10 protein-coding genes are annotated in these 14,683 nt (G+C 54.7%); 9 read left to right on the top strand and 1 reads right to left on the bottom strand.

Annotation, left to right across the window (positions count from 1 at the left end; translation table 11 throughout):
- Positions 1-1,216: 1,216 nt before the first annotated feature.
- The 6 genes from rbsD to DWA01_RS11425 all read left to right on the top strand — a co-directional run bounded on the left by rbsD (position 1,217) and on the right by DWA01_RS11425 (position 7,896).
- Positions 1,217-1,636 carry a D-ribose pyranase gene (gene rbsD, locus DWA01_RS11455; RefSeq protein ID WP_114285977.1) on the top strand — a complete coding sequence of 140 codons (420 nt, stop codon included), beginning with the start codon at positions 1,217-1,219 and terminating at the stop codon, positions 1,634-1,636.
- Between the two features lie 14 nt (positions 1,637-1,650).
- Positions 1,651-3,153 carry a sugar ABC transporter ATP-binding protein gene (locus tag DWA01_RS11450; protein ID WP_114285980.1) on the top strand — a complete coding sequence of 501 codons (1,503 nt, stop codon included), beginning with the start codon at positions 1,651-1,653 and terminating at the stop codon, positions 3,151-3,153.
- 17 nt (positions 3,154-3,170) lie between these two features.
- Positions 3,171-4,115 (top strand): ribose ABC transporter permease, encoded by a 945-nt coding sequence (gene rbsC, locus DWA01_RS11445; RefSeq protein WP_114285976.1) that lies wholly within the window; start codon positions 3,171-3,173, stop codon positions 4,113-4,115.
- A 45-nt stretch (positions 4,116-4,160) separates the two neighbouring features.
- Positions 4,161-5,042, top strand: coding sequence for a ribose ABC transporter substrate-binding protein RbsB (gene rbsB, locus DWA01_RS11440; RefSeq protein ID WP_114285975.1), 882 nt, complete (start codon positions 4,161-4,163; stop codon positions 5,040-5,042).
- Positions 5,043-5,127: 85 nt separating this feature from the next.
- Complete coding sequence (locus DWA01_RS11435) at positions 5,128-6,150, top strand: LacI family DNA-binding transcriptional regulator (protein WP_114285974.1); 1,023 nt, start codon at positions 5,128-5,130, stop codon at positions 6,148-6,150.
- 699 nt (positions 6,151-6,849) lie between these two features.
- Complete coding sequence (locus DWA01_RS11425) at positions 6,850-7,896, top strand: DoxX family membrane protein (RefSeq protein WP_136057724.1); 1,047 nt, start codon at positions 6,850-6,852, stop codon at positions 7,894-7,896.
- Between the two features lie 155 nt (positions 7,897-8,051).
- On the opposite strand, the gene DWA01_RS11420 is transcribed toward DWA01_RS11425, so the two are convergent.
- Complete coding sequence (locus DWA01_RS11420) at positions 8,052-9,977, bottom strand: acyl CoA:acetate/3-ketoacid CoA transferase (RefSeq protein ID WP_114285971.1); 1,926 nt, start codon at positions 9,975-9,977, stop codon at positions 8,052-8,054.
- A 768-nt stretch (positions 9,978-10,745) separates the two neighbouring features.
- Here DWA01_RS11420 and DWA01_RS11410 point away from each other — a divergent pair.
- The 3 genes from DWA01_RS11410 to DWA01_RS23120 all read left to right on the top strand — a co-directional run.
- Entirely contained in the window at positions 10,746-11,642 is an 897-nt protein-coding gene (locus DWA01_RS11410) for a PhnD/SsuA/transferrin family substrate-binding protein (RefSeq protein WP_419186997.1), read from the top strand.
- A 20-nt stretch (positions 11,643-11,662) separates the two neighbouring features.
- The gene (locus DWA01_RS11405) at positions 11,663-13,942 is read left to right on the top strand and encodes a response regulator (RefSeq protein ID WP_114285978.1); all 2,280 of its coding nucleotides are present in this window, start codon (positions 11,663-11,665) and stop codon (positions 13,940-13,942) included.
- A 575-nt stretch (positions 13,943-14,517) separates the two neighbouring features.
- On the top strand, positions 14,518-14,683 hold a 166-nt coding region (locus DWA01_RS23120; RefSeq protein ID WP_136057665.1), incomplete at its 3' end, for a transposase.

The following is a 14,683-nucleotide window of genomic DNA, read 5'->3' as shown; positions in this document are numbered from 1 at the left end:
GTCCTGGCGAGTGCAACCAGGCCAGAGTTTGTGTGTCCCGGTCGCAGAATTTATATGGTCAGCTGACCTGACAGCCCGTGCGTGCGCCCGTGTTTCCCGCCCCCTCAGATGCGGCAATAAGCCTTCCCCGGCCCCGAACTTTCTGCAGGTATTATATCCCTGAACTGATTTACCTCGCGTCGTCTGAGACGACCATTGATCACTCCTGCAGTCAAAGCCGATTGTGCGTGTCACCAGCACAGCCGTTCGGGTCATGATTTATGATCCGGGTGAACATTTCTTTACCATGCGTTACCTTGCGTCCGCTTGACCAACTCCGACTGAAGGGCGCGCCTGGCACCTCTGCCCCGGGGACTACGGGATTGGCTCCGCCCGACCCGCCGTACCGCTATCTGGCAAAGCGCAGCAGCGCGGCGCCGACAAGCGCGGCCATGGTCGACAGTACCTTCGCCAGGTCCATGCGTCCTTTCAGAAAGAACACCCCGATCAGCAAGGCAAACACGATGCTGCTTTCCCTTAACGCGGTGACCAGCGCGATCCGCGCCGCGTAACCCGGTTAATCACACCAGCTTCAAAACTCTTTGGAATAGCAAACCGGAAGATATCGAAGCTCTTTCCCGCTTTGGTCCGGACGATGCCCGCGTCTTGAAAAATCAGTCGATTGGCAACGACAAAGTGTCTAATCCTGAGCGAAATCAGAGTGTCTGCTCGAAGCGCGCCCAAGAAGGCGAGAGCAAACAGGGCGTGCACGTTGGCCCGGCAAAGACTTTGACGGCACGCAGCTCAACAGCTCCCCAGCCTCTGAAACGGTCGGGTGTTCCCTTGGCTTTACAGCCGTGGCGGAGGCAAGGACCGCTTTCGGAGGTTTAAGGTAATCCGGAAGATCCTTCGGCAGGCGCGTGAAGCCGTCTTGCTTCAGCAACCAACCAAAGAATGCGGTGAACTTCGTTCAGACCGCAGCGAATGGCTGGTTTGAGCCCTCTTTGACATATGCTGCACCGGTAATCCCCCCATTTCAAATGGGCTCCGGCTGTAAAACTACGCGGCCATTTTACCGCAGCTCCCGCACAGATTGGTTCCTGCGAACTGCCGGCTGCCCGGATGCGCGCCGGATCCGGGCAACCGTCCGCGTTCAGAAAAACGTTTGCGCAAACGTTTTCGCAGACGTAAGCTTGCTATAACGAATCGAGTTTAGATTGCGATGCTGGGGGGCAGAATGAAAAGACGGCGGCTACTTAATGGCCCGATTTCGAGTGTGGTTGCTCAGCTGGGCCATACGGATACAATCTGTATCTGCGATGCGGGCCTGCCTGTCCCTGAACATGTCCTGCGCATTGATCTGGCGGTGTCACCGGGGATCCCCTCGCTTTTGGATGTGCTGAATGCCGTGGGTTCAGAAATGATGGTCGAACAGGTCACAATTGCCAGTGAGCTTGCAGAAACGGACGCTGAAATGTCCCGCGCCCTGAACGACAAGGTGTCAGAGATGGAGCACGAGCAAGGCCGCGCGATTGCGGTTCAGACTGTCTCCCATGAAGAGTTGAAGACACGGGTGGTGAATTGTCGTGCGGTCATTCGCAGCGGAGAATTTACTCCCTATGCGAATATTATTCTGTCATCCGGCGTTTGTTTTTAAGCGGGAGTATGATCATGAAAACAAATACTTACGCGAATGGTGAGATGATGAGGCTGGAAAAGGTTTCAAAGTCATTTGCCGCCAACCTGGTCCTGGACCAGGTCGATTTCACCATGCGTGCGGGTTCGGTCATTGCGCTGGCGGGTGAAAACGGCGCTGGAAAATCCACCCTGATGAACGTCATATCAGGTGTGCATCCTCGCAGCGCAGGTGAGATTTATCTGCGTGGCAAACCGGTGAATTTTAACAATCCGCGCCAGGCGATTGAAGCCGGCATCGCCATCATTCATCAGGAACTGAACCTGCTGGATGAGCTGACGGTTGCGGAAAACATCTTTCTGGGCCGCGAGCCGGTTGGCGCAATGCGGATTATCGACCAGGCCAGAATTGAGCGTGAAACCCAGGCGCTGCTCACCCGGCTCAAGCAGGGTTTTTCGCCCGGCACCCGCGTTGGTTCGCTCTCGATCGCACAGCAGCAAATGGTTGAAGTGGCCAAAGCCCTGTCGTTCGATGCGGACGTCATCATCATGGATGAGCCAACGGACGCGCTGAGCGATGTGGAAACCGCGACGCTGTTTGAGATCGTGTCTGAGCTGAAAAAAGAGGGGCGCGCCATTGCGTTTATCACCCACAGGCTGGCGGAGATATTTCAGATTTGCGACCGGGTGGCGATCCTGCGCGACGGGTCTCTGGTGCATGAAGGCCCCACGTCTGAGGTCACCGAAACTGAGCTGATCCGCCATATGGTCGGGCGCGAACTGTCCCATCATTACCCCTATGCGCCAGCTGTACCAGGCGAAACGCGCGTCAGCGTCAATAACTTGTCCGGCGCAGGGTTTAACAATGTCAGTTTTCAGGCCCGGGCCGGCGAAGTTGTCGGGTTCTCCGGTTTGATCGGTGCCGGCCGCACCGAACTGGCCAAAGCAATCTACGGCGCCAACCCGATCATATCCGGACATCTGACCGTCAATGGCCGGGAGATTTCTCCGCGCGGCCCCCACGACGGGGTCGCCGCCAAAATCGGCTATGTCGCAGAGGACCGCAAGGCGGAAGGGCTGGTGCAGATGCACAGCCTCGGCTCCAATATCACGCTCGGCGCATTACAGGAGATGACCGGCCGTGCCGGGCTGATCGACCGGCAGCGCGAAAAAACCGTGGTGGACCGGTTTATCTCTCTATTTGGCATCAAGACCCAGGGCGCGGACAAGCCAGTCGATCAGCTCAGCGGCGGCAACCAACAAAAAGTATCGATTGCCAAGACGCTGGCGGCGGCGCCCGAAATCCTGATCCTGGATGAGCCGACGCGGGGCGTCGATGTCGGCGCCAAACGCGAGATTTACATGTTGATCCAGACCCTGAAAGAACAGGGCATTTGCGTGTTGCTGATGTCGTCTGACCTGCCGGAAATTCTGGGCATCAGTGACAGGATCCTGGTGATGTCAAAAGGCCGGCTGACCGGCGCGTTCGACCACACAACCGCGACACAAGAAGCCATCATGCAGGCCGCTGTTGCCTGATGCATAAGGAAGAGAAAATGAACGTCAAGAAAATCCTGATTGATAACAAGTCACTGGTCGGCTTGCTGTTGATGATGGCGGTCATTTCGGTGCTCAGCCCGAATTTCCTGTCGGTGGACAACCTGTTGAACATTCTGCGTCAGACTTCGATCAACGCGATTATCGCGGTGGGCATGACCTATGTGATCCTGACCGCCGGCATTGATCTGTCCGTGGGTTCGGTTCTGGCGTTGGCCGGCGCGGTCTGCGCCAGTATGATTTCGGCGGACACACCGCTGTTGCTGGCGGTGGTGGCCACGCTTTTGATTGGTGGCGCACTGGGCGCGGCCAACGGGGTGGTGGTGAGTCTTCTCGGCGTGCAGCCCTTTATTGCCACGCTGGTGGGCATGACCATCCTGCGCGGCGCCACGCTGGTCTATACCGGCGGGCGCCCGATCTCGACCGGCGATTTTGACGTGGCGGAGAGTTTTTACCAGATCGGCGGTGGTTATGTCGGCCCGATCCCGGTGCCGGTGGTCGTGATCCTGTTGGTGTTTGCACTGTTCTGGGTGATTTTGAACCACACGCGATTTGGTCGCTATGTCTATGCGATCGGCGGCAACGAAAACGTCACCCGCATCGCCGGCATTCATGTCACCCGGGTCAAAGTTCTGGTCTATGCGCTGTCTGGCATGATGGCGGCGCTGGCCGGCATGATCCTGACTGCACGGCTTGAATCTGCCCAGCCGACTGCAGGCATCGGCTATGAGCTCGATGCCATTGCCGCAGTCGTGCTGGGTGGCACTTCGCTGATGGGGGGGCGCGGCACATTGGTCGGCACCCTGATCGGTGCACTCATTATCGGCGTGCTCAACAACGCCCTCAATCTCATGGATGTTTCGTCCTACTTCCAGCAAATTGCCAAAGGTTCGGTCATTTTGCTGGCGGTGGTCGTGGACAGCCGTGTGAAATCGTCGGCCTGACCCATATGGGCAAGGACCGGCTGGCTCAACTTGGAGGAAAAGCCAATGAATAAATTCGTAAAAACAGTCGCAGCCATTGCGCTGATGGCAGGTTCGGTGACGTCTGCAAACGCTCAGGATACAATGGCGCTTGTTCTGTCCACCCTGAACAACCCGTTTTTTGTCTCGCTCAAAGAAGGCGCGGAAAGCAAAGCCGCAGAGCTTGGCTATAACCTGATTGTTCTGGACAGCCAGAATGACCCGGCAAAAGAGCTTGCCAACATCGAAGATGCGCTGAGCCGCAATGTTCAGATCCTGCTGATCAACCCCACCGATTCCGACGCGGTAAAAAGCGGCATCAAAGCCGCGAACCGCAAAGGTGTTCCGGTGGTGACTGTGGACCGGGGTGCCAATGGCGGCGAAGTGGCGTCCCACATTGCGTCTGACAACGTGCTCGGCGGCAAAATGGCGGGCGAAGTGCTGGCCGGCGCAATCGGCGGTTCTGGCAAGGTTGTGGAGCTGGAAGGCGTGCCAGGCACGTCCGCGGCACGTGACCGCGGTCTTGGTTTTAATGAAGCGATTGCCACTATGGCCGGCATCGAAGTTGTGGCGGTACAGCCCGCAGACTTTGACCGCACCAAGGGGCTGAACGTGATGGAAAACATCCTGCAGGCGCAGCCGGACATCAGCGCTGTATTTGCCCATAACGATGAAATGGCTCTGGGCGCGATCAAAGCGATCCAGGCTTCCGGGCGCGATATCATTGTGGTGGGTTTTGACGGCACAGATGACGGTGTTTCGGCGGTGAATGACGGCTCTATGCTGGCCACCATCGCGCAGCAACCGGTTGTGATTGGCGCCATGGGCGTGGCAACAGCGGCAAAAATCCTCGCGGGTGAGACCGTGTCGGACTATACCGCCGTCGAACTGCTGGCGATCACCAGGTAATTTGGTTAAACAACTTCAAGCAGGGGCATAAACAACATGTTTATGCCCCTGCTGCTTTTTCTGAACTAAACTTGGATTGCGTGACATGGCCGGGATCACAGACGTCGCATCAAAAGCCGGTGTATCTGTTTCGACTGTTTCGCATGTGCTGAACAAGACCCGCTATGTGGCGCCAAAGACCAAAGCGAAAGTAGAAGCCGCAGTTGAAGCGCTGGGATATGTGCCCAGCACGCTGGCGCGCGCCTTAAAAACCAACCGGACCCATACACTTGGCATGTTGGTGTCCAATTCCACCAACCCGTTTTTTGCCGATATTGTGCGTGGTGTTGAAGAAGGCTGTTTTGAATTTGGCTATCACCTGATCCTGTGCAATTCCGATGACAATGCGGAGCGCCAGCGCACCTACCTGCGCACGCTGGCGATGCGGCGGGTGGACGGTCTGATCGTGATGACCACTCATGGTGACCCGTCCTTTGACCGCAGTCTGGGTACCCAGTCGGACCTGCCGATGGTGGTGCTGGATGCGGATGAAATGCCCAACGTCTGTGTGCTTGGGGACAATTCCGTTCTGGGCGGGCGCCTGGCAACTGAATTTCTGATCAGCCGGGGTTTTCGGAAAATCGCTATTATCTCAGGCCCGTCGGAGCATCCAAGAGCACGGGACCGGCGCAATGGCACTGAACAGGCGTTGCAGGAGGCGGGGCTGACGCTGCCGGCGCACTGGATTATGCAGGGCGATCTGACCGCCTCGGGCGGCCATCGGGCGATGTCGGAATTTCTGGATGCATGTCCGGAGAGCGACTGGCCCGACGCGGTATTTGCCTTCAACGATCTGATGGCCATCGGCGCGATCCGGTCCTTGCAGGAACGCGGTATTGATGTGCCAGGCGGCATATCTGTTATTGGCTATGATGATATCGAACTGGCATCCTATATGACGCCGTCGCTGACCACCTTGCGGCAACCGGGATTCGAATTCGGCTTTCAGTCGGCAAAACTGTTGATCGATCACCTGGATAAGCAGCAAAAACTGCCGTCGAAATTTGTCCGGAACCCGCGGTTGATTGTCCGCGAAAGTGTCGGCAAGAAACCCGCAGAGACCAGCTGAGGCCCGCGCGCCTGCGCGGCGTGAATACGTCAGACCAGTCCGCTCGGCCGGCCCTGTCTTGCCCACAGTTTTACGCTCAGGATGTCTCGCTGAACCAAATAGTCGTATCGAAGTTTCCTCCCCGCAAATGAACTGCTGCGGAGCAGTTCCACAGGTTTCTCGGCACTGAATGTGTGAACATTTCAGATTAAGCCAATTACCCGTCTGAATAATCCGCTGCGACTGACCGTTTTAAGTTCCGGGCCTGGTGAATGTCTGCTTGGGGACTTGATGCCAGATTTTTGCAAAGTACACGTCCTGCGCATAGCTGCCCTTGGCGTTAACCGCAGCGAACTTCCGGATACCGCCCTTCTCGTCGAAATATACATGGAGCATGCAATCGGACCACTTCCCTCTGCCACCACTGTCTAGAACGGCCCATTCCTGCCGTTGATTGCCGGTAAAAGCGCCGCAGCGCGGCTTTCGCATTGCTGCCATTCCTGCATCCCGCAGCATTTTGTTTTAGTTGCAGGCGATCAGCGGACGAACCGGTCGTTTACGGTAGCGCTTACGCTTTCTGTGGAGTTAGTGAGTGAACATGGCTGAATGCCTCCAAAAATGCTTTTTGAAGATGTTTGGGAGGCAATGATACCAGTTACATCTTTCCTGCTGTTCCCGCATACTCGTCGAACGCCTGTTTCAATAAATTTGGAGTCTACGATGAGTAGCGCACCCATCTCCGCCGATATTCGGTCGATTTCTGCACGGATAGCTCCATGTCGTATGGCACTGGCCAGCCTGGTCTCAATTTGGGCAGTTTTCTTTGCGTCCGCCAGTCAGGCTCACGTCAGATGGTTTGTTGACACAGAAAACCCTGGGGTCGAAAGTTTCCGGCCCTGGTCATTTTCAGATTTTGAAGTGCAAGGCTGGATCGGATTGGCAGTAGTGCTCATCGCCATATCCATATTGCTTGATAGCCGGTTGCCTAAAGTGCCTGTCGTCAACACCCAACTCCGCCATGACGCCATGGAACTCATGCGTATTTTGGTGGGCATGTCCCTCTTGCTGACGGCCTATGAGGGCGCACTTATTGCGCCTCATATGGAAGCCTATGGCGGCCTTGGAACAATTCTGGTCTATCTCCAGGCTCTGACTGGTATCTTATTGATAAGCAATCGTTTTATTCAATATGCCGCCATCTCGATAATGGTGTTATATTTGGGCGTATTGGCGCAATTTGGCTTCATCATGGCGCTGGAATATATCAACGTTATCGGAATCGCGCTGTTTTTACTTTTTAACTACATGCCAAACGAAAAGCTGCGCGCGCGGTTTAAGCCCTACTCCGTTGATGCTCTGCGCATTTTTACCGGCATCGCGCTGGTTACATTAGGCGTAACAGAGAAGCTAACTGGCGCTATTTGGGGCGAGGCATTCCTGGCCGACAATCGATGGAATTTTCTACAGGCCTGGGGCTTTGAATTTTTCACTGATCACTTCTTCGTACTATCAGCAGGGGTGATGGAGGTTGTCTTCGGAACCATCATGATCCTGGGAACAGTCACCCGCCTGAACACGTTGGTTTTGTCCTGTTTCTTGTTGCTCTCCAACATAACCTTTCTCGTTCAGGATAAAAAAGACGAAGCTTTGACCGAGCTGATCGGCCATATGCCAATCATTGCGACGGCAGTAATCTTGATAACCCTCGGCTACGGGCAACGCCTGAAGGTTTCCATTCCATTTGGCAAGAGAACGCCGTCGGTTTAAAGCTGAGATAAACTCAGGGCCAGTCTGTGCAAGCCTATGGCCGCTCGGTTAAATCCCACGCGGATGCAACCTGCGGACCACGCGATGAGGTCTAAAGTTGGTTGCTTTATCGACGCCGGAACTTTCTTTCAGCCAAATCATCCTGAAGGCGGCGCTCAAACTTCGCCCAGACTACGCCGTGCCGCAGCCAGGTTGCCGACGACGCCTGAATGTACTTGGTGTGCCTTCAGCCCTTTGGCCAATTGAATGCGGGCAAACCCGTTTGTCGTGAACCGCGAAGCCTTGTTGTAGTAACGGGACTGAATGTAGTGGACCGCATCGAGATAGTCCTCTGATATTTCCGGGTTGGTCCAGAAACCGTCGTAATTGACGATCGCGTCAACCTCTTGGTCCAACGGTTTCAGAACGGCTTCGACCGCGTCGCGGACCCGCGTGACATCTTTGATAGTGTTAAGCCGCATGCCGGAAAAATCGAGGAACAACATGTTGGTGCCGGGATTGTAGGAAATTCGCTTTTCCAGGCTCAACTCGGAAATCAGGCGCTGCAGCCCCATACGTTCGTTAAGGAACAACACATCGGCCATCGGTTTCGGCGTGTTGATGACTGGTCGAAACGGTAGATGCTGCAGGATATCCCGATCCATATCTATACCTGGTGCAATTTCGGTCAGCTCCAGACCTTCCTCACTTAGCCGGAACACACATCGTTCGGTCACATAAAGCACCGTGCGTCCTTCGCGTGCCGCCCGCACGCCGGAAAATGTCACCTGGCTCACGGATTTTACGAATTTTCTGTGCTTGCCTTCAGACACGATGCTCAGTTGCCCGCCTTCAATACAGGTCCTCAATCCGCCTGACGAAAACGTTCCAAGAAAGATCACCTTCTTGCTGTTCTGGGCAATATTGATGAACCCGCCGCATCCTGTGACGCGACCCGCAAACCGGCTGGCATTCACATTGCCCGTGCCGTCGCATTCGGCAAATCCCAGACAGGCGATGTCAAGTCCGCCGCCGTCGATGAAATCGAACTGCTTGGCGTGGTCGATCGAGGCCGTATAATTCAGCGAGGCGCCAAAACCAAATCCCGCCAAGGGTACGCCACCGTAGATGCCGGGGTCGACCGTCAGCATGATCCGGTCAAATATCCGCTCCTCGTTGGCGACGTTGCCGACACTAGCGGCCAGCCCGACACCCAGATTTACTATTGCATTTTGAGTCAGTTCCATTGCTGCTCGCCGTACAACGATCTTTCTTTCGTCGAACTTCATGGGCTTTTGCTCTTCCAGCGGCACCCGAAGCTCGCCCGACAGTGCAGGATTGTACTGCGCCTCATATGTCTGCATATGAAGTTCGGGTTCGGCCAGAACGACACAGTCAACCATGAAGCCGGGAATGCGGACATCACGGGCGTCAATAGAATTTGCCTGTGCAATGCGTTCAACCTGCACGATGACCACGCCGCCAGAGTTTCGAGCGGCCATCGCCAGATCCAGGTTCTCCAGGCTGAGCGACTCCTTTTCAAGGGAAATGTTGCCGTTGACGTCCGCCGTCGTCCCCCGGATTATCGCAACATTGATCGGAAAACCCTTAAAGTAGAGGCTCTCGTCGCCGTCAAAATTCTGCAGAAATACAAGATCTTCTACCGCCGCTGCGTTCACCTTGCCACCATCAAGCCTGGGATCGACGAAAGTCTCTAATCCAATATGCGAGTTTAGCCCATATTTTCCGGCTGCAATATTACGGTAAAGATGCACCATTACACCTTCGGGGAAGTTGTAGGCGGCAATTTTGTTTTCGACAGCCAATTTTTCAATTTTCGGGATCAGCCCATAGTGCCCTCCGATAACCCGGGAAAGCAGACCCTCTTTTCCGATCCGGTTCAGCCCCCGGTCGGCGGCGTCGCCAATCCCACCCGCGAACATAAGTGTTAAGTCGCGCGGCGCGTGTGTCTCATTGAAACGCTCTTCCAGTGCTTTCAAGACCTTTTCCGGCACGCCGTTGGTCCCGTAGCCGGAAACAGCAATCACATCGTTTGACTGGATCAATTCGACCGCATCTGCGGCGGGAATAACTTTGTTCATGTTCAAGTCCCCTCTTAGGAATAAAGCGGTTTTTTGAATATTTCTCGTTATTTGACCTGATCTGATTAGCACATATACGCCTGACAATCTAAACCGTCGAAGGATTGACCGCGTGCGCAACTTCGCGGCTAGCTCATTCGGGCAAGTTGCGTGTATGGCAGACGCCCTCCGGTGCATTCGCTCTTGGGCAATAGGTACTCAGAACAGATCTCCACAGCACTGGTCGCAAACACGGTTTCGCAGCCAACTGCAGGGCCGCTTCCGGAATATTCAACCATCGGCCTCGCGCCTGCAGCGAACGGTTCCTTTCCGCTTTTGCGCCGAAATGAGATCGGTGCAACAATCGGACCATTTCCTCCGCCCATCACGGTCATGAACGGCCCTGAGCCGACATTCGTTTGGACTGCAGCGAACGGCTGCTCCGAGACCTTTTTGACCAATGCTGCTGTCGCAGAAAATTGTCTGGATGGGCAAAAATACCTGCAAAATAATATGTTCGCAGCCCGGTCGATTCCGTAATTCAATTTGAAGTCACAAATTCCCATCCGGTTCTGCTCAACAAGTTGTCATCTGTAATTCGTAAGTTTTTTCTACCAGAAGATTTAGAAAACAATTGCATGTCGCAGGTGATTTTCAGACGGCGAAAACAACCTGCAGGACGGGTTCGTGACCACAATTCATGAAATATTTTCTTTGATTTGCGATGAATAGTTCATCTATTGTATTGGCGCTTTGACAGGCGCGTTCGTAAATGGTTGAGGAAACACAATGAAAAACGGGTTTTTGAAGCAATTTCGTCTTTTTCAGGTGCTGGCGTCGTACATTCTGCTCTGGAGCCGGATGTTTTGCACAGCGATGTTTGTGAGTGCAATTGCCCTGCCTGCAAAAGCAGAGATAAACTTGGTTTTTGGTACATACGCGGCGGACAGACCGACTGCAACTGTCAGAAAATTCAAACCGTTTCTGGACTATCTGTCCCGCGAAATGACTGTGGTTCTGGGTGAACAGGTCAACATCAAGATGAAAATCGCAAAGGAATATCAAACCGGGATTGACCAGCTTGCGACGGGCCAGGTGGATTTTTCCCGTTTCGGTCCGACCTCTTACATTAATGTTTTTGAACGCGACAACGGCATTCAGATCGTGGCGATCGAGTCAAAAAAGGGGAAGAAACGGTTTAAAGGCATCATCGCCGTTCATGCGGACAGCAGTATCCGGTCGCTCTCAGAGCTGAACCAACACAGCTTTGCGTTCGGGGATGAGCTATCGACCATCGGTCGTTATCTGGCTCAAAGCCATTTGTTGGAAGCGGGCGTAACAAGCCGGGAGTTGAGCGGCTACGAATACCTTGGCCGTCATGACCGGGTCGGCACCGCCGTCGGTGTCGGCAAATTCACTGCTGGCGCGCTCAAAGAAAGCACCTTCAATGACCTGGTAAATTCCGGGGTGCCGATAAGAGTCTTATATGAGTTCGAAAACGTCACCAAACCCTGGCTGGCAGCATCAGACATGGACCCGAGGGTGCTGGCTGCAATGCAGCAGGTCATGTTGGCGACCTCCAATGCCGAGATACTACAGAGCATCAACAAAGACGGGTTTTTGGCCGGAACTGACGCGGATTACGACTTCATCAGAAGGGCCATGATGCACAGCAGAGCATTTTGAACGCCTTGGTGGGCAAAATCATGAAACACGTGGGAATAAATACTCAGATCGTGCTGTCGCTGCTCTTCGCGGCGGTGTTGGTGATCTTCGCTGTCGGGGAATATGAGCGCCGCGCCGAGACAAGCCGCATGAATGCAGACTTGCTCGCTCAGGCGGATCTGACCGTTTCCCTCATCAGCGGCCTGTTGATTGAGCCCATCATCATTCAGGACACACCGGTGCTCGAAAGCGCAATGGAAGAAGCGCTTTTGCGCAATCCCCGACTGCACGCGCTCACCATCAGAGACTATGAGGGGAATGTGATTGCCCTGAGGCGACGCGACACTCATTCGGCCTTGCCGTCAGTGCTCCATTTTGTCCGTGACATCATCGTCGAGGGCGAGCCATTCGGCTTTATGGAAGTGGACTGGTCCACCGCCGAGGGGCAGGCCTTGATAGAGAGCAACGTAACGCAGGCCCGCATCACTATTGCGATGACCGTCATCGTGCTGTCTGGGCTGTTCTTGCTTCAGACCAATATACTGGCCATGCGCCCGCTTCGGAGCACCCATCAACGGATGGCGGCGGTGATGTCGGGCGGGCAGCACGACGGCGGGTCGCTTGCACCCTTCGTTTCAAAAGAGTTCCGGGCGCTCGACCGGTCCGTAACGATACTGCAAGACAGTCTTTCTGAACGGGACGAGCGCGAAAGTGCGCTGGAGGTCGCCAAAGAGAACGCAAATATTGCGAACCGGGCAAAGTCGGATTTCCTTGCCAATATGAGCCATGAAATCCGCACCCCGATGAACGGCGTCATCGGAATGGCTGATCTGATCCTTGAGACAGATCTGGACGAACACCAGAAATTATATGCCGAAACGATCTCCAAATCCGGCACAACCTTGCTGACCATCATCAATGACATTTTGTGTTTTTCCAAAATCGAGGCGGGCAAGACAGCGTTGGAGATTGCGCCATTTGACCTGAAGTCCGCGCTGCAGGATATCGTTACATTGCTGTCGGCCACGGCCAGACAAAAGGCAGTTGAAGTCAGGTTGCACTACGATCCGGACTTGCCGACCACGTTTATGGGTGATGCCGGGCGATTGCAGCAGGTGATCACAAATGTCGCCGGAAATGCGGTCAAGTTCACCCTCGACGGTAGTGTCGATATTGGTGTGACCGGCACAGAAACTCCGGATGGTTATAATCTGCGCTTTGATGTGAAAGACACTGGTATCGGCATTCCGCCGGAGCAGATCGGTCAGATTTTTAACGAATTCGAACAGTTGGACAGCGCGCGCAACCGGCAGTTCGAAGGCACTGGCCTGGGGCTCGCGATTTCGATCAGACTGGTCAAATTGATGGGGGGGCAGATAACCGCTGTATCGGAGCGGGATCTTGGATCGACCTTTACGGTCGAAGTGTTGCTTCACACCAGCACGAAGCCGCGCGCGCGGGTCCGCAAAAATGATCTGGCGCTTGCCGGTCTGCGTATTCTGTTTGTCGATAATACGAAACCGCACCACAAGAACCTGTCCGATCGCATGAACCGGTGGGATATAGCGACAATCTTTGCGTCGTCCGGCGCCGAAGCGCTTGATGCACTTGAAACGGCAAACGGGCGTTTTGATTTTGTCATCCTGGGGTCCCGTTTGCCCCATACCGAAGTCGAGCAGTTGGCCAGGCACATCAGGTCTATGGACGCGTACCGGCACACGCCGCTGATCTTACTGACCTCAGGCGGTCCGCTGATAAGTGAGGCGGCCAGAAAAGAGATCGGAGGCTGCGAATTTCTTTGCAAGCCCGTGCGACTGGAAAACCTGCGAAACATCGTTGCCCGTTCACTTCAGGCTCAAAAAACGGCCGTGCAAGAGGCCAGGGTGACCGCCGCTGTTCCTGCGAAGGACAGCCATTTGAACATCCTGGTGGTTGAGGACAACAAGACCAATCAGCTTATCGTCAATGCTATGCTGAAGAATGCGGCTGTTTCGTTGACATTCGTCGAAAACGGCCTTGAAGCGGTGCACAAATTTGCCGAGCTACGGCCGGATATCGTGTTGATGGATATGCAGATGCCGCAAATGGATGGCGTCGAGGCCACCCGCGCGATCCGGAGCCTGGAACAGCAAAATAATTTTGGACATTGCCCGATCATTGCATTGACCGCAAACGTAATGATCGAGGACCGCGACCGTTGCTTTAGCGCCGGAATGGACGATTTCCTGAGCAAACCAATCACAAAAAAAGCCCTGACGGACGTGGTCTATAAGTGGAGTACCGTAACTTCAGCGTTTAGGGGGCCAAACAGGCATATTTGATAATATCGTGTTTCTGGCTCAACCTGGCCACTCGGGAAATGGAACATGAGACAGGAACCTCGAGCGGGCCGCACATTTTCCGCCGATCCTGCTGAAAAGAGATGTCGCAATTAGCGGAAACAGGACCGTGGCGCGTAAGCCGCGTACGGCAGCTTGGTCCGCATCTGAGACATCGGAGCGAACCGCAGCGAAGGTCAGCAAACCGAATTTCTGATTTAGTGCGCTTTTCGGCTCATCAGCCATTCGCAGCAGTGGCCCCGAACGGCTGGTTGCGCGGGAGGCGCTCTGAACAGCCCCCTGTGGTCCCCGGCGTTCCTAAACTTAGGGGGTGACCACTTCAAATGGGGTGACCTAATTCTACCAAATTCAAATTCGAACCGTGCTACGTGAGGCAAGTCACCCGATCAAACGCCGCAACATGTCCAGCTTTACGGGCTTGGCGATGTGATCGTCCATTCCGGCTTCCAGACACGCCTTTCGGTCTTCGGAAGAGGAATGCGCCGTGAGGCCAATGGTCTTGTCCCGATTTAGTTCCGGTCTCTTTCGAGCGATATTCGCAATGAAGGAGACAAGAAATGGCACCAAGATACAGCGAAGAATTCCAGCGTGACGCAGTTCGCATTGCAACGACCAGCGGCCTGACGCGACCCCGGATTGCGTCGGATTTGGGGGGTGGCGTTTCGACCCTGAACAAGTGGGTTCAACAACACCAGAACGACGACCTGATGTCTGGCCCACATG

It is taken from the genome of Candidatus Halocynthiibacter alkanivorans (assembly GCF_003333265.1).
Classification (GTDB): domain Bacteria; phylum Pseudomonadota; class Alphaproteobacteria; order Rhodobacterales; family Rhodobacteraceae; genus Halocyntiibacter_A; species Halocyntiibacter_A alkanivorans.
This window is presented reverse-complemented; position numbering and strand designations above follow the sequence as displayed.